General features: G+C 64.3%; 13 protein-coding genes. 10 read left to right on the top strand and 3 right to left on the bottom strand.

The genetic code is table 11. The features are described from left to right. Window positions 1–215: 215 nt before the first annotated feature. The 7 genes from PRJ_RS12060 to PRJ_RS12030 all read left to right on the top strand — a co-directional run bounded on the left by PRJ_RS12060 (window position 216) and on the right by PRJ_RS12030 (window position 8,030). On the top strand, window positions 216–2,360 hold the full coding sequence (locus PRJ_RS12060) for a methyl-accepting chemotaxis protein (RefSeq protein WP_104961495.1): 2,145 nt from the start codon (window positions 216–218) through the stop codon (window positions 2,358–2,360). Window positions 2,361–2,454: 94 nt separating this feature from the next. Continuing rightward, window positions 2,455–3,471 carry an ABC transporter substrate-binding protein gene (locus tag PRJ_RS12055; protein WP_104961494.1) on the top strand — a complete coding sequence of 339 codons (1,017 nt, stop codon included), beginning with the start codon at window positions 2,455–2,457 and terminating at the stop codon, window positions 3,469–3,471. Further along, a complete protein-coding gene (locus PRJ_RS12050; protein WP_049587118.1) occupies window positions 3,468–4,316 on the top strand; it encodes a proline/glycine betaine ABC transporter permease in 849 nt (282 codons plus the stop codon). Before PRJ_RS12055 ends, PRJ_RS12050 begins: the two co-directional genes overlap by 4 nt. A 93-nt stretch (window positions 4,317–4,409) precedes the next feature. Beyond that, window positions 4,410–5,273 carry a LysR family transcriptional regulator gene (locus PRJ_RS12045; RefSeq protein ID WP_003247790.1) on the top strand — a complete coding sequence of 288 codons (864 nt, stop codon included), beginning with the start codon at window positions 4,410–4,412 and terminating at the stop codon, window positions 5,271–5,273. A 135-nt stretch (window positions 5,274–5,408) separates the two neighbouring features. Beyond that, complete coding sequence (locus PRJ_RS12040) at window positions 5,409–6,326, top strand: AEC family transporter (RefSeq protein WP_104961493.1); 918 nt, start codon at window positions 5,409–5,411, stop codon at window positions 6,324–6,326. Window positions 6,327–6,360: 34 nt separating this feature from the next. Further along, entirely contained in the window at window positions 6,361–6,972 is a 612-nt protein-coding gene (locus tag PRJ_RS12035) for a cell wall hydrolase (protein WP_104961492.1), read from the top strand. A 206-nt stretch (window positions 6,973–7,178) separates the two neighbouring features. After that, a complete protein-coding gene (locus PRJ_RS12030; protein ID WP_010954417.1) occupies window positions 7,179–8,030 on the top strand; it encodes a CAP domain-containing protein in 852 nt (283 codons plus the stop codon). Between the two features lies 1 nt (window position 8,031). Here PRJ_RS12030 and PRJ_RS12025 read toward each other — a convergent pair whose 3' ends face one another. Continuing rightward, the gene (locus tag PRJ_RS12025) at window positions 8,032–9,009 is read right to left on the bottom strand and encodes a GlxA family transcriptional regulator (protein ID WP_104961491.1); all 978 of its coding nucleotides are present in this window, start codon (window positions 9,007–9,009) and stop codon (window positions 8,032–8,034) included. Window positions 9,010–9,113: 104 nt separating this feature from the next. Here PRJ_RS12025 and PRJ_RS12020 point away from each other — a divergent pair, with 104 nt between their 5' ends. Then, entirely contained in the window at window positions 9,114–9,725 is a 612-nt protein-coding gene (locus PRJ_RS12020; RefSeq protein ID WP_010954419.1) for a LysE family translocator, read from the top strand. A gap of 48 nt (window positions 9,726–9,773) precedes the next feature. Here PRJ_RS12020 and PRJ_RS12015 read toward each other — a convergent pair whose 3' ends face one another. Further along, on the bottom strand, window positions 9,774–10,973 hold the full coding sequence (locus tag PRJ_RS12015; RefSeq protein WP_104961490.1) for an MFS transporter: 1,200 nt from the start codon (window positions 10,971–10,973) through the stop codon (window positions 9,774–9,776). Between the two features lie 106 nt (window positions 10,974–11,079). After that, entirely contained in the window at window positions 11,080–11,985 is a 906-nt protein-coding gene (locus PRJ_RS12010; RefSeq protein ID WP_104962872.1) for a LysR family transcriptional regulator, read from the bottom strand. Window positions 11,986–12,102: 117 nt separating this feature from the next. On the opposite strand from PRJ_RS12010, the gene PRJ_RS12005 reads away from it, so the two are divergent. Next, on the top strand, window positions 12,103–12,453 hold the full coding sequence (locus PRJ_RS12005) for a cupin domain-containing protein (protein WP_003247774.1): 351 nt from the start codon (window positions 12,103–12,105) through the stop codon (window positions 12,451–12,453). Between the two features lie 261 nt (window positions 12,454–12,714). Further along, window positions 12,715–15,132 carry a glucose/quinate/shikimate family membrane-bound PQQ-dependent dehydrogenase gene (locus PRJ_RS12000; protein WP_019437083.1) on the top strand — a complete coding sequence of 806 codons (2,418 nt, stop codon included), beginning with the start codon at window positions 12,715–12,717 and terminating at the stop codon, window positions 15,130–15,132. Window positions 15,133–15,183 lie beyond the last annotated feature (51 nt).

Genomic DNA, 15,183 nt, shown 5'->3' with positions numbered 1-15,183 from the left:
GCGAACTCTGAAGCAGTGGGCGGCAGATGTCAAAAGCGCCTTGATGCGGGGCGTTAGTGGCGGTCAAATTTAAATTGAATGTTTGAATAAAGAAAAAACGGCAGGGGCCGATATTGAGGGAGGCAGCGAGGTGCCTGGCCGCAGCGCTTTGGCACCTCCCGGCCCCACCGCAGATAAAGCCATAACCCTTAATGCCAAAAAAGGGATCCGCCCCCATGCCTTTGCGACAACTTTCCATCCAGTGGAAGATCACCCTGCTCGCCGGTCTCTGTCTGGCCGCTATCGTCACCTTGCTCGTCGGCCTGTCGCTGTACCGCATGGATCACAGTTCGGACCTGGTCAAGGCCAGCAGCATGCAGATGCTGACCGAGGCGGCGCAGTCGCGCATCGAGTCACAAGGTGAAGTGCAAGCGTTGAACATTCGCCGCCAGTTCATGGATGCCTACCAGTACGGCGCCGGCTTCGCCCGCCAAGTGCTGTTCCTGCGCGAGCAGGCCGAAAAGCGCTTTCTCGATGCCTTCGACCTGCGCGAGGACATGACCCGCCAGGTGCGCGCCGCACTGCAAGCCAACCCCGACCTGCTCGGCCTGTCACTGGTGTTCGAGCCCAATGCCCTGGACAACAAGGACAGCCTGTTTGCCGGCAAGGCAGAATTGGGCAGCAACGAAACCGGGCGCTTTGCCCTGTACTGGTCGCAGCCACGCGCTGGCCAGCTGACCTCGATGGCCCTGCCCGAACATGACATGGCCAACACCGAGATCGGCCCCAGCGGCCAGCCGGCCAACACCTGGTGGGTATGCCCACGCACCTCCGGCAAGGTGTGTGTGGTGGAGCCCTACTTCTACGACATCGACGGCCAGCAGGTACTGATGACCAGCATCGTGTTCCCGCTGGCGGTCAACGGCAAGATCATTGCCACCCTGTCCATCGACATCAACCTCAATAGCCTGCAGGCGCTGAGCCAGGAGGCCAGCCGCAGCCTCTACGAAGGCCGCACCACGGTCGGCATTCTTACCCCGGTCGGTCTGTTGGCCGGCTACAGCGCCGATGCCAGCAAGCTGGCCCAGCGCTTCGACCAGGTAGACCCGACCAAAGGCGCCGAGCTGGTGCGCAAGCTGGCCGATGGCAAGCTGACCACCCTCCACGACCGGCAGCGCTTGAAGGTGCTGGCGGCATTCCGGCCAATCCCGGACGCCCAGCCCTGGGGCGTGCTGCTGGATGTGCCGGAAAACGCCCTGACCGGGCCGGCCGAAACCCTGAAGCAGGAACTTGACGCGCTCAATACCAGCGGCACCTTGCTGGAACTGAGCCTGGGCCTGGCCGCCGCCATTGCCGGGCTGCTGCTGGTATGGCTGATGGCCCGCGGCGTTACCCGGCCGATCCTCGGCGTGGCCGCCATGCTCAAGGACATTGCCAGCGGCGAAGGCGACCTGACCCGTCGCCTGACCTACCAGAAGCAGGACGAACTGGGCGAACTGGCCGGCTGGTTCAACCGCTTCCTCGACAAGTTGCAGCCAACCATCGCCGAGGTCAAACGCTCGGTGCAGGCCGCCCGAGGCACGGCCGACCAGTCCTCGGCGATTGCCACTGAAACCAGCGCCGGCATGGAGCAGCAGTACCGCCAGGTCGACCAGGTGGCCACCGCCTCGCATGAAATGAGCGCCACCGCCCAGGACGTTGCCCGCAGCGCCGCCCAGGCTGCGCAGGCGGCGCGCGATGCCGACCAGGCCACCCGCGAAGGCTTGGCGGTAATCGACCGCACCACCAGCAGCATCGGTGCCCTGGCCGCCAACATGAGCGACACCATGGCCGAAATAGAAGGCCTGGCGCAGAACAGCGAGAAGATCGGCTCGGTACTGGAAGTGATCCGCTCGATCGCCGAACAGACCAACCTGCTGGCGCTCAACGCTGCCATCGAAGCTGCCCGCGCCGGTGAGGCCGGCCGTGGCTTTGCCGTGGTCGCCGATGAGGTGCGCAACCTGGCCCAGCGCACTCAGGAGTCGGTGGAAGAAACCCGTCAGGTCATCGAAGCCCTGCAGAACGGCACCCGCGAAGTGGTCGGCGCCATGGACCACAGCCACCGCCAGGCCCAAGGTGGCGTGGAGCAGGTCGGCCAAGCCGTCACGGCATTGCAGCGCATTGGCCAGGCGGTGACGGTGATCACCGACATGAACCTGCAGATCGCCTCTGCCGCCGAGGAGCAAAGCGCGGTAGCCGAGGAAATCAACAGCAACGTGGCGACCATTCGTGATGTCACTGAATCCCTGTCTGGCCAGGCCAACGAGTCGGCGCGGGTCAGCCAGTCGCTGAACAGCCTGGCCAACCAGCAGCAAGCGCTGATGGACCAGTTCCGCGTCTGAAGCGAACGGGGCCACTCCAGTGGCCCTGAAACTGACAAAACCTCGTCGTCTACACTTGCCCCACTGCCAAGGCGTGGCGAACGACGAGGTTTACATGAAGAGCATTTCAACGCTGCTGGCCGGGCTGCTGTTGACGGTGGGTTTGGCCAGCACCGACAGCGCCGCATCGGCAGAGCAACCTGCGCCTATCCATTTTGGTGCCATCGGCTGGGAAAGCGGCGCCCTCACCACCGAGATTCTGCGCCTGATCGTGGAGCGCGGCTACGGCTATCGCACCGACACCCTGCCTGGCAGCACGGTCAGCATGGAGGTGGCCCTGGCGCGCAATGACCTGCAAGTGATCGCCGAGGAATGGGCCGGGCGCAGCCCTGCCTGGGTCAAGGCCGAACAGGCCGGCCAGGTGTTCGCACTGGGCGATACGGTCAAAAATGCAGAAGAAGGTTGGTGGGTACCGGCCTATGTGATCGAAGGCGATGCCGCACGCAACCTGAAGCCCGTGGCGCCTGAGCTGCACAGTGTCGAGGACCTCAAGCGTTACCCGCAGGTATTTTCCGACCCCGAATCGCCCGGTAAAGGGCGTTTTCTCAACAGCCCAAGCGGCTGGACGTCTGAAACCGTCAACAGCCAAAAGCTCAAGGCCTATGGCCTGGATGGCCTCTACAACAACTTCCGCAGTGGCTCCGGCGCCGCGATGGACGCCGAGATCGGTTCGGCAATCCGGCGCGGCAAACCCGTGCTGTTCTACTACTGGAACCCGACCCCGCTGATGGGGCGCTACAAGCTCATCCGGCTGGAAGAACCCCCGTTCGATGCCCAGGCCTGGGCCACCCTCACCGACCCCGCCAACCCCAACCCGAAAGGCAGCCGCTCGCTGCCGGCAAAGTTGTCGATTGGCGTGTCCAAAGCCTTTCGCGAAAACTACCCAGACCTGGTCAGCGTGTTCGAACAGGTAGACCTGCCCATCGATCGCCTGAACAAGGCCCTGGCCGTCATGAGCGAAAAACGCACGCCCCCGCGCGAAGCCGCCCTCACCTTCCTGCGCGATAACCGCGAGGTGTGGAAAGCCTGGCTGCCGGCGGACATCGCCACCAAGGTCGAGGCCAGCCTGTGAGCAGCGGTTTCCCGCAGACCCTGCAGTTTTCCTTTGCCGACAGCATCAACCGCCTGGTCGACTGGTTGGTATTGAACTACGGCGACCACCTGCGCAGTTTGTCTGACCAGTTGCTGCAACTGCTGGTCGGCCTGGAGAACCTGTTGCGCCTCTTGCCTTGGTGGCTGTTGTTGTTGCTGGTGGGTCTGCTGGCCTGGCACGCCAGCCGCAGCCTGCTGCGCAGCGCCGTGCTGGTCGCGCTGCTGGCCCTGATCGGTATGCTCGGGCTCTGGGACAAGCTGCTGCAGACCCTGGCCCTGGTGCTGGTCAGTACCGGCCTGTGCGTACTGGTGGGTGTACCACTGGGCATTCTGCTGGCCGCCCGGCCACTGGCCAGACGGCTGCTGTTGCCGGTCCTCGATGTGATGCAGACGCTACCTGCGTTCGTTTACCTGATCCCGGTGCTGATGCTGTTTGGCCTGGGCAAGGTGCCTGCCGTGTTCGCCACGCTGATCTACGCCCTGCCGCCGCTGGTGCGGTTGACCGAACTGGGCCTGAGCCAGATCGACCCCTCGTTGCTGCAGGCCGCACACGGCCTTGGCGCAAGCCGCTGGCAGCGGTTGCGGCGCATCGCCCTGCCCCTGGCGCTGCCGAGTATCATGGCCGGGCTTAACCAGTCGGTCATGATGGCCTTGTCGATGGTGGTCGTGGCGTCGATGATCGGCGCCCGTGGGTTGGGTGAGGATGTGCTGGCGGGGATCCAGACCTTGAATGTTGGCCAAGGGATGGAGGCCGGGCTGGCAATTGTCGCCCTGGCCATGGTGATCGACCGGATCAGCCAGGCCTATGGGCGTAGCAGTCGCTGAGCCGTATCGGCAAGGCCTGGAAGCAGCCTTGTGCTGCGAGAGGGCCGGGCCTGACAATACGCCTCTGTCAGCTGAGAACCGGACCTCAACCGCATGTCCCTGAAAGCCCTGCGCACCTTGGTGACCATCGCCCGCCACGGCACCTTTGCCCGCGCCGCCGACCTGCTCAGCCTCACCCCCTCGGCGGTCAGCCTGCACATCAAAACCCTCGAAGACGAACTGAAGGTGACCTTGTTCGACCGTAGCCGCAGGCAGGTGGTGCTGACCGAAGCCGGGCAGTTGGCGGTGGCCCGCGCCGAAAGCCTTCTGGCTGCCTATGACGAACTGGCCGATGCCCTGGCCAGCGGCCCAAGCCTGCGCGGCCGCTTGCGCCTGGGGGCGATCCACACGGTGCTGGCGCGGCGTTTGCCCAAGGCGCTGGTGTGGATAAAGGCCCATCACCCGCAGCTACACATCAGCGTGGCCTCGGGCATGTCGGCGGAGCTGGCGCGGCGCGTGGAAGACGGCGAGCTCGATGCAGCGATCACCACCGAACCGGTCAGCCCTTACCCGCAGAACCTGGACTTTACACCGCTGTTCGAGGACCGTTTCTGGGCCATCGCCAGCCCTGAGCTGGCCGGGTATAGCGTGCCGCAGTTGCTGGCCAGCCAGCCATTCCTGCGCTTCGACAAGCGTGCCTGGGCCGGCCGGCAGATCGAGCAGGAACTACGCCGCCAGCAGGTGCAGGTGAGCGAACTGATGGAACTGGACAGCCAGGAAGCCCTGGCGCGCATGGCGGTGATGGGCCTGGGCGTGGCGGTCATCCCCATGGCGGATGACGACCTGCAACGCTTGCCACCCGCCACCTGCCTGCCGTTTGGCGAGCCGCAACTGACCCGGCGGGTGGTGTTGCTGGAGCATGAAAAAAGCCAGCGGCGGCATTTGAGTGCGGTGTTGAAGACCGCCCTGGAAGCCTGAAGCCAGGCTGGTCCAAGGCGCGATATGCCCCCACCAACATGCATTTTTCCTCAACGGTCACTGAAGAAAACAACGTTTTTACAGATCGATCCGCCCCCGTAGTCTGTGCACGTACCCGCCCACGGAATGCTGACCATGCTGCACTTGCTGCTGACCACCCTGCTCCCCATCATCCTGCTGATTGCCCTGGGTACCTTCCTGCGCCTTCGCGGTTTTCTTGCCGAAAGCTTCTGGCCTGGTGCCGAGCGCCTGAGCTACTACGTCCTGCTGCCGTCGCTGTTCCTCCATGGCCTGGCCACCGCCAACCTCGATGGCATACCGGTGCTGGGCATGGCCGGCGCACTGATGCTCTCGACCCTGGCCGGTGCCGTGTTGCTGGTGCTGTATCAGGGCGCGGCGAACCATGATGGAGCCGATTTCACTTCGGTGTTTCAGGGCGGTATCCGCTTCAACAACTACATCGGTGCCACCCTGGCTGCGGGGATTTACGGCAGCGCCGGGATTGCCCTGTCGGCGGTGGCCAACGCAGCCATCGTGCCCTTGGTCAACCTGCTCTGCGTGCTGGTGTTTGCCCGCTTCAGCGCCCGTCACAGTTCGCCAGCCACAGTGCTTCGGGCGATCTTCGCCAACCCGTTGATCATCGGCTGCGCAGGGGGGCTGATGCTACGGGCCACGGGGCTGGGCTTGCCGGCCGGTATCGACGCCACGGTCAAGGCCTTGGGCCAGGCCGCGCTGCCGCTGGGCCTGCTGTGTGTCGGCGCTGCCCTGGGGGGCGCCAGCCTCGGCCAGCAGGTACGGCCGCTGATGGCAGCATCGGCGTTCAAGTTCCTGGTCATGCCACTGACCACCTGGGGCGTTTGCCGGCTGTTCGGCCTGAGTGGCCAGGCAGCGGTGGTGGCGGTGTTGTTCCAGGCGCTGCCAACCGCTTCGTCGTCTTATGTCATGGCCCGGCAAATGGGCGGCAATGCGCCACTGATGGCTACCCTCATCGCCCTGCAGACCGTGGCTGCGGCCGCCACCCTGCCTTTGGTATTAATGCTTACGCTTGGCTAGACTGAAATTCTGCCCACCGCCTGGTAATGTGCCCATGCGCCGTCACTTGATGCTGATCGGCTTGACCTCGGCCCTGCTCGCAGGCCCCCTGTATGCCGCTGACCCGGCCAAAGCCGCCGTTGCCGAGGACAAGGCCGAAGTACTTGAAGAAAAGGTCGTTGAAGATGCGCCGCCCCCCAGGAAGGCAGAGAAACTGACCCCAGGCGAAACGCAGGCAGTGGACCCGGCTGGCCAGGCGCCGCTGGATGACAGCATCACCTGCCTGGCACGTACCATCTACTGGGAAGCCAAGGGCGCCGACGCCAAAGACATGACCGCGGTGGCCAGTGTGGTGCTCAACCGCCTGGGCCACGATGGCTTTCCCGACACTATCTGCGCGGTAGTCAAACAGGGGGTGGAGACCAAGTCCTGTCAGTTCTCATGGTGGTGTGACGGGCGCCCGGACCAGGTCGAGGAACCGCAACGCTACGACGTTGCCAAAGAGATCGCACGCAAGGCACTGAACCAGCAGTTGAAAGACCCCACCGGCGGCGCATTGTACTTTCACGACCGCACGGTGCGCCCCGACTGGGCGAAGGCTTATCGCAAGACCGCGCAGACCACCCATTTCCTGTTCTACAAGCCGAACCAGGCGTTGGCCCATTGACGCGCAAACGGCTGACAACGCTGGTCCGATGCGAATGATTGGCAACTGACCGCACTTTTCCACCGGCCAGGGGTCTACTCCCTCTTTTGCCGCCAGTAACGATTGCCGGCGTTTTCATTGCCTTGCACGACCTCGGGCCAAAAGCCCCGGGCTTGTGTAGGATGAGCAGCGCACACCACGACGCTGCCAGTCATAGGGAGATCCACATGCGCGTCCTGACATCCGTTGTCGCCTTGTCACTGGGCCTGGTCGTTTCGACCGGGGCGCTGGCAGCCACCGGCGAAGAGGCGCAGTTGATCGATTCGATCAATGTCTACCGCAGCAAGGCCCAGCCCTGCGGTGGCGAGGCGTCGTTGGAACTGCCGCCGCTCAACAGCGACACACGCCTTGCGCTGTCGCCAGAGGGCACCCGCGACCTGCAACAGGCCATGACCCGCGCCGCCTACCCCATGGTCAGCGTCCAGGCCATCAGCCTGTCGGGGCCACGCGACGCACGCGCCGCCATGCATGCCATCGAGGAAAGCTTCTGCCAGGTGGTGCTCGACCCGCAATTCGTCGATATCGGCGTCAGCCAGGAGGGCCGCGACTGGCGCATCGTGCTGGCACGGCCGCTGCTCAGCGGCCGCCTGGGCGACTGGCAGGCCGAGGGACAGAAGGTGCTGCAGGAGGTCAACGCCGCGCGCAAGGTGCCACGACAATGCGGCGGCCAGCCGTTTGCCGCCGCCCCGCCACTGAGCTGGAGCACAGTGCTGGCCGGGGTCGCCGCCAACCACACTCGGGCCATGGCCAACCAGAACTTCTTCGATCACATCGACAAAGATGGCCGCACACCGGGTGACCGGGCGGAACTGGCCGGGTACCTGTACCAGCAGATCGGCGAAAATATCACCGCCGGGCGTGACACCGCGCAAAAGGTCGTCAACGGCTGGCTGGACAGCCCAGGGCACTGCGCCACGCTGATGAATCCGGACTTCCGTGAACTGGGCGCTGCCTATGCGATAGACCCCAAGAGCGATGCAGGGATCTACTGGACAGGGTTGTTCGGGACGCCCCAGTAGATCACGTGAGCGGGTAATGACCTGCACGCAACTGCAGGGCCGTACACCCAAACCGACGCCGCACGCACTTGCCAAGGTAGCTGGCATCACCCAGGCCCACCTCATCGGCAATCTGCGCCAGGCTGTGGCTGGAGTTGAGCAAACGCCAGCGCGCCTGCTGCAAGCGCATCTCCAGCCACCAGGCCTTGGTGCTCATCCCGTGGCTGGCCTGGAACTGCCGGTCCAGTTGACGCCGGCTGATGCCCAGTTCTGCGGCCAGCTGCTCCACGGCCAACGGCGTGCCCAGGTGATGGCGCATCAGTGCTTGCGCCCGCTGCACCTGGCGCCCCTGACCAGCACCCAGCTCCAGCGAGCGCAAGGCGTGACGGCTGTCGCGGGTCTCGTCCACCAGCATGTCAGCCAGCCCTTTGAGCGCCCGGGTTCGCCCGCAAGCGCGTGACAGTAGTGCAACGGCCAGGTCTATGGCGGCAGTACCACCGGCGCACGTGATGCGGTTGCCATCGATGCAGTACAACTGCTCGCGCAACAGCTGCAACTGCGGAAACGCAGCACGAAACTCGGCTTCGTGACGCCAGTGCACCACCACCTTGTGCCCCTGCAGCAGGCCGCAGGCAGCCAGCAGGAAGGCGCCATTGTCGACCCCCACCAGCTTGACACCCGCCTTGGCGGCCTGCCTGAGCAACGCCTGGTAACGTGGCGCCAGCGCCGCGGTGGCCATGGCACTGCGACCGCCGAACACCACCAGGTAGTCGAATAGGTCAAGGTCGAGCTGATCGGCAATGGCCTCGACCTGCAGCACCGCGCCACTGCTCGACGGTACCGGCTCGAGGCTGAGCCCCGCCACCGTCCAGCTGCAATAGCGTTGTTGGCTGTAGTCCTCGTCGTCGGCGCTGAAGCGCAATTTGTCGAGAAAGGCGCCAAACGGCAGCAAGGCAAAATCCGGTAACGGCAGGATCAGCAAGCGGATGTCGGGCGGCATGAAACCACGTCCAGAAAAGACCCTTTTATGACCAGATAATACTCTTTCAGCGTGAGGGTTGCGCCATAGACTGTCGCCCTCTCTCGAACAAGGCAGTTTTCAACATGGCACTGGACACCTGGCTCATCTACCTGCTGGCCAGCATCGGCCTGTCACTGACCCCGGGGCCCAACAGCTTGTTGGCGTTGACCCATGGCGCGCTCTATGGCGCGCGGCGAACGCTGTTCACCATCGTGGGCGGGGTCTTGGGTTTCAGCGCCCTCATAGCCTTGACCATGTTCGGCCTCAGCGCACTGCTGCAGACCTCGGCGGCAGTGCTGAGCGTCCTGAAGTGGGTGGGTGGGGCTTATTTGATCTGGCTGGGCATTCAACTGTGGCGCAGTCCAGGCCTGCAGCTGGAACTGACCGCGCACAGCGCGCGGCTGGGCAATGCCGGGCTGTTTCGCCAGGGCCTGCTTTCGGCCATGGCGAACCCCAAGGTGCTGCTGTTCTATGGTGCCTTCCTGCCGCAGTTCATCGACCCACAGCGAGGGCTGGTGCTGCAATTTGCGGTGATGGCCGCGACCTTTGCCAGCGTCGAGTTTCTGGTCGAATACCTGCTGGCGCGCCTGGCGTTTCGCATTCGGCCATGGCTGGCCAAGGGTGGCAAAGGTTTCAATCGTTGCTGCGGGAGCCTGTTTGCCTTGATTGGCCTGGCGCTGCCGCTTGGCCGATAGCGGGCCCGCGAACACGGGCGAAGCCCGTGCCCTGCAACGCGTAACGGTTCAACCCCGGCGTGCTTTGAGTAGAAACACAACCAGCGCCACACCCGGCAACCCCGCCCCCACCAGTGCCACGCCATGCCAGCCAAACTGGCTGAACAGCGCACTGGCCACCGCCGACCCCAGCGCCCCGCCGAGGAAGATGCTGGTCATGTACACCGCATTCAGCCGCCCGCGGCTGGCCGGGTCCAGTGCGTACACTTCACGCTGGCCGATGACCATGTTCATCTGCACCGCAAAGTCCAGCAACACGCCGGTAAGGCCCAGGCCGATCACGCTGTAACCCGGCACTGTCAGCCCCAGCAACAAGGCCGCCGGCGCCAGCAACAGCGCCAGCAGCGAGCCGGCCCGGGCATGCCCGGCATCGGCCAGGCGGCCGGCCATGGGCGCAGCAACGGCACCCACCGCGCCGACAAGGGCGAACACGGCGATCTGGCTTTGTGACAGGCCATGCTCCCCGGCAAGCGCCATCGGCACCGCCGTCCAGTAAAGGCTGAACGCTGCAAACATCAATGCCTGGTACAACGAACGCTGGCGCAACAGCGGATAACGACGCAGCAGTGTGAGCAGCGACAGCATCAGCCCGGCATAGCTGGCTTTGTGCTCGGGCCGCCGCTGCGGCAAGGTCAATGACAGCAACAGGATGATCGCCAGCATTACCCCGGCGGCGCCAATGAACACCGCACGCCAGCCGAAGTGGTCGGCCACCAGGCTCGACAGCGGTCGCGCCAGCAGGATGCCCAGCAGCAAGCCGCCCATGATGTTACCGACCACACGTCCACGCTGCTGCTCCGGCGCCAGGTGCGCCGCCAGCGGGATGAGCATCTGCACCGACACCGAACTGAAGCCGATCAGCAGTGCGTAACCCAGGAACAGCTGACCCTGGCCACTGCTGCTGGTGCCCGCCAGCAGCAGGCTGACGCAGGCCAGGACCGCGGTGGCCACCATCAGGCGGCGGTTTTCCAGCAGGTCGGCCAGCGGTACCAGCAATAACAGGCCCAGGGCATAGCCCAACTGAGTGAGGGAAACGATCAGGCTGGCATGCTCGGTGGACAGCCCCAGGTCCGGGGCGATCAGCCCGACGATGGGCTGGGCGTAGTAGATGTTGGCGACGATCGCGCCGCAGCAGAACGCCAGCAGCACTACCAGAGCCCGGCTCAGGCTGGCGGCTGCCGGTTGCGCTGCCGCAAGGGAGGGGTTCATGCGAAGTTCCTCGACAAGGGTTGGGTATATGCCGGCCACCTTACCCATGGACGTCAGCGCCGAGAATCCGGCGGTGGCGCAATGCGGCTTTGCGCACTGCGCAACACTAGTGCCCGTGTATGAGCAAATCTTCGCAAAAGTCGATGAATGCGTTTACCCGCCGTGAGCCCCGGTGGTTGGGCATATACAGGGCGTTGATGCTGCTATTGGCTGCGCCAGGACTGGCCTGCCAGTCGGGGAATACCCGCTGCAGGCGCCCTGCCAACACATCCTCGCGTACCAGCCAATCGGCCAGCAGTGCGATACCACTGCCTGCCAGTGCCGTTTCACGCAACATGTCGGCATTGGCGCTGCGCAATGGCCCGCTTACGTCCAGTTCCAGGCTGTCCTGGCCACAGGTCAGGCGCCAGGGGCGCGCTTTCTGCCCATAGCGAAAGCGCAGGCAGGCATGGTCAAGCAACTCCCGGGGATGCTGCAATGGCTCACGCCCGGCCAGGTAAGCCGGGCTGGCCACCAGCCAACGCTGAAAACGGCCGAGCCGGCGGCACACCAATTCGTCATTGGGCGAAGGGTCACCCAGGCGAATCGACAGGTCATAGCGCCCGTCAAGCAAGTCGTCCAGGCGGTCGCTGAGGTCGATGTCCAGTTCCAGCGCCGGGTGCTGCGCCAGGAATGGCCCCAGGTGCGGGGCGATGACCCGCCGGCCGAACTCCACTGGCAGGCTCAGGCGCAGTACACCCACAGGCTCCTCGCCGCGATCGGCGATGCTGGCATCCGCTTCGTCCAGTGCTTCAAAAATGCCCCGTGCCCGCTGGTAGTAACGGGCGCCGGCCTCGGTCAGGCTGACCTGGCGCGTCGAGCGGTTGAGCAAGGTGGCGCCCAGCGACGCTTCCAGGGCATCGACCAGACGTGTCACCGACGATGTCGCCAGCCCTAGCCTGCGCGCGGCAGCAGAAAAGCCTTGGGCATCGACAGTGGCCACGAACATTTTCATCGCCAGCAGCTTGTCCATGTTCAGCCCGTCTTCCAAAACTCGGAAAGTTCTTACAAACAGCCGGGCGGGTCAAGCCGCGCGCGCCAAGGCGATTGCGTCCATAGTGGAATCCACCCATTTCCAAGGAGGCTTACCATGACCCTGAACAACCTGCTGACCGCCCTGCCGCCCTGCGACCCCGCCAGCGCCGAACGTGTCGACGAATTGCTCAGCCGCCCGGGCATCCGCGTGGAGCGTATCGTCTCCAGTGGGCAGGCCAGCCCACCCGGCTTCTGGTACGACCAGGCCGAAGGCGAGTGGATCATGTTGCTCAGTGGTGCTGCCGCCCTGCGTTTCGAGCACGAGCACCACACCCGCCTGCTGGCGCCGGGCGATTGTCTGGACATCCCCCCGCACGACCGCCACCGCGTGGAATGGACCGCGCCCGGCACGGCCACCATCTGGCTCGCGGTGTTCTATAGCAGCAGCACCCCATGGCCGGCATGAAAGGGCCATGCCGGCCCGTGCTCAAGGCGCAATTGTCCCGACGCCGTGCAAGGTTGGGCCGCGACCAAAGCATGAACACAAATCGAAGAGGCGTCATAAACGCCTCGTTCAATGCGTTTTTCAGCACCTTATCTATACTTTTGGCCACATCTTCGTAAGTTCAGCCCTGCGACAATCAGCCTCGCTCAATTATGTACCAACTTGTTAATTAGCAAGCTAAGGGCTTAAACTGCGCGCATTCCACCTGCTGAGATCCCTGGCATGAAAGAAACACCGCGCGCCTCTGGCGCCACAAACTTCATCCTGGTCGGCCTGGGCGTGATCATCGCCCTGCTCGGCCTCCTCCTCGCTGCTGGCGGCGTCAAGCTCGCCGGTCTGGGCGGTTCCTGGTACTTCCTGATCGGCGGCTTGGCCATGGCCATCGCCGGTGTCCTCATTGCTCGCCGCAAGAAGGCGGGTGCCTGGCTGTATGCCGTGTTCCTGGTCGGTACTGCCATCTGGGCACTGATCGATGCGGGCCTGGTGTTCTGGCCGCTGTTCTCGCGCCTGTTCATGTTTGGCGCAATCGGCATGGTCGTGGCGCTGGTCTACCCGCTGCTGGCGCGTGCCAACGGCGCCAGCGCCGGGCGCGGTGCGTACGGCGTAGCCGGGGTGATGGCCGTGGTATTGGTGATCGCGGTCGGCAACATGTTCGTTGCCCACCCAAGCGTCGCGCCCACCGGCAAAGGCCCGGGCATGACCCCGGTCGAAACCGGCAAGGAACAGAAAGACTGGGCCCACTACGGTAACACCGAAGGTGGCAGCCGCTTCGCCGCGCTTGACCAGATCAACCGGGACAACGTCAACAAGCTGAAAGTGGCCTGGACCTACCAAACCGGCGACGTTGCAATCAGTGACGGCAACGGTGCCGAAGACCAGCTCACCCCGCTGCAGATCGGCAGCAAGGTGTTCATCTGCACCCCGCACAACAACCTGATCGCACTCGATGCCGACACCGGCAAAGAGCTGTGGAAGAACGAAATCAACGCCCAGTCCAAGGTCTGGCAGCGTTGCCGTGGCATGGCCTACTTCGACGCCACTGCAGCCATCGCCCAGCCAACCCAGCCGAACAGCTCGCCGATCACCGGCGTTAGCGTAGCGGCCGGTGCCAACTGCCAGCGTCGCCTGCTGACCAACACCATCGACGGCCGCCTGATTGCCGTCGACGCTGACAACGGCGAGTTCTGCCAGGGCTTCGGCAACAATGGCCAGGTCGACCTCAAGGCAGGCCTGGGTGATGTACCGGACTCCTACTACCAGCTGTCCTCGGCACCGCTGATGGCCGGCACTACCGTAGTGGTCGGCGGCCGTGTTGCCGACAACGTCCAGACCGACATGCCAGGCGGCGTGATCCGTGGTTTTGACGTGATCACCGGTGAAATGCGCTGGGCCTTCGACCCGGGCAACCCGGAAGACCGCCAGGCTCCGCAGGGCGACAAGACCTACGTGCGCAGCACCCCGAACAGCTGGGCACCGATGTCCTACGACCCGGCGATGAACACCGTGTTCCTGCCGATGGGCTCGTCCTCCACCGACATCTACGGCGTTGAGCGCAGCAAACTGGACCACACTTATGGCGCTTCGGTGCTGGCTTTGGACGCCACCACCGGCAACCAGAAATGGGTGTTCCAGACCGTGCACAACGACCTCTGGGACTTCGACCTGCCCATGCAGCCAAGCCTGATCGACTTCACCAAGGACGACGGCAAGTCGGTACCTGCGGTGGTGATCGGCACCAAGGCCGGGCAGATCTACGTGCTCGACCGCGCCACTGGCAAGCCGCTGACCCAGGTCGACGAAGTACCGGTCAAGCCAAGCAACATCCCGAACGAGCCGTACTCCCCAACCCAGCCCAAGTCGGTGGGCATGCCGCAGATCGGCGCGCAGACCCTGACCGAATCGGACATGTGGGGCGCCACCCCGTATGACCAGTTGCTGTGCCGCATCGACTTCAAGAAGATGCGCTACGACGGCCTGTACACCGCGCCGGGTACCGACCTGTCGCTGAGCTTCCCGGGTTCGCTGGGTGGCATGAACTGGGGCAGCATTTCTACCGACCCGGTACATGGCTTCATCTTCGTCAACGACATGCGTCTGGGCCTGTGGATCCAGATGATCCCGTCGCAGAACAAAGGTGGCGCGGCTTCCGGTGGCGAAGCACTGAACACTGGCATGGGCGCGGTACCGCTCAAGGGCACCCCGTATGCCGTGAACAAGAACCGCTTCCTGTCGGTCGCCGGCATTCCATGCCAGGCACCGCCGTTCGGCACCCTGACCGCCATCGACATGAAGACCCGCCAGGTGGCCTGGCAGGTGCCGGTAGGCACCGTTGAAGACACCGGCCCGCTCGGCATCCGCATGCACCTGCCGATCAAGATCGGCCTGCCAACCCTTGGCGGCACCCTGTCGACCCAAGGCGGCCTGGTGTTCATCGCAGGTACCCAAGACTTCTACCTGCGCGCCTACGACAGCAGCAACGGTAACGAAATCTGGAAGGCTCGCCTGCCAGTGGGCAGCCAGGGCGGCCCGATGACCTACGTCTCGCCGAAGACCGGCAAGCAGTACGTGGTGATCACCGCTGGCGGCGCCCGCCAGTCGACTGACCGCGGCGACTATGTGATTTCTTACGCTCTGCCGTAAGACCGCGTCGCCTGCTTCGCGGGCAAGCCCGCTCCTACAAGGCCCCTGTAG

Source organism: Pseudomonas sp. XWY-1, assembly GCF_002953115.1.
Classification (GTDB): Bacteria; Pseudomonadota; Gammaproteobacteria; order Pseudomonadales; family Pseudomonadaceae; genus Aquipseudomonas; species Aquipseudomonas alloputida.
The sequence above is the reverse complement of the archived record's forward strand: the minus strand, read 5'-3'. Positions and strand labels throughout refer to the sequence as shown.

Bases quoted from the DNA above. Each gene is read 5' to 3' on its own strand.
- PRJ_RS12060 (WP_104961495.1), top strand. From the start codon at position 216: ATGCCTTTGCGACAACTTTCCATCCAGTGGAAGATCACCCTGCTCGCC.
- PRJ_RS12055 (WP_104961494.1), top strand. From the start codon at position 2,455: ATGAAGAGCATTTCAACGCTGCTGGCCGGGCTGCTGTTGACGGTGGGT.
- PRJ_RS12045 (WP_003247790.1), top strand. From the start codon at position 4,410: ATGTCCCTGAAAGCCCTGCGCACCTTGGTGACCATCGCCCGCCACGGC.
- PRJ_RS12040 (WP_104961493.1), top strand. From the start codon at position 5,409: ATGCTGCACTTGCTGCTGACCACCCTGCTCCCCATCATCCTGCTGATT.
- PRJ_RS12035 (WP_104961492.1), top strand. From the start codon at position 6,361: ATGCGCCGTCACTTGATGCTGATCGGCTTGACCTCGGCCCTGCTCGCA.
- PRJ_RS12030 (WP_010954417.1), top strand. From the start codon at position 7,179: ATGCGCGTCCTGACATCCGTTGTCGCCTTGTCACTGGGCCTGGTCGTT.
- PRJ_RS12025 (WP_104961491.1), bottom strand. From the start codon at position 9,009: ATGCCGCCCGACATCCGCTTGCTGATCCTGCCGTTACCGGATTTTGCC.
- PRJ_RS12020 (WP_010954419.1), top strand. From the start codon at position 9,114: ATGGCACTGGACACCTGGCTCATCTACCTGCTGGCCAGCATCGGCCTG.
- PRJ_RS12015 (WP_104961490.1), bottom strand. From the start codon at position 10,973: ATGAACCCCTCCCTTGCGGCAGCGCAACCGGCAGCCGCCAGCCTGAGC.
- PRJ_RS12010 (WP_104962872.1), bottom strand. From the start codon at position 11,985: ATGGACAAGCTGCTGGCGATGAAAATGTTCGTGGCCACTGTCGATGCC.
- PRJ_RS12005 (WP_003247774.1), top strand. From the start codon at position 12,103: ATGACCCTGAACAACCTGCTGACCGCCCTGCCGCCCTGCGACCCCGCC.
- PRJ_RS12000 (WP_019437083.1), top strand. From the start codon at position 12,715: ATGAAAGAAACACCGCGCGCCTCTGGCGCCACAAACTTCATCCTGGTC.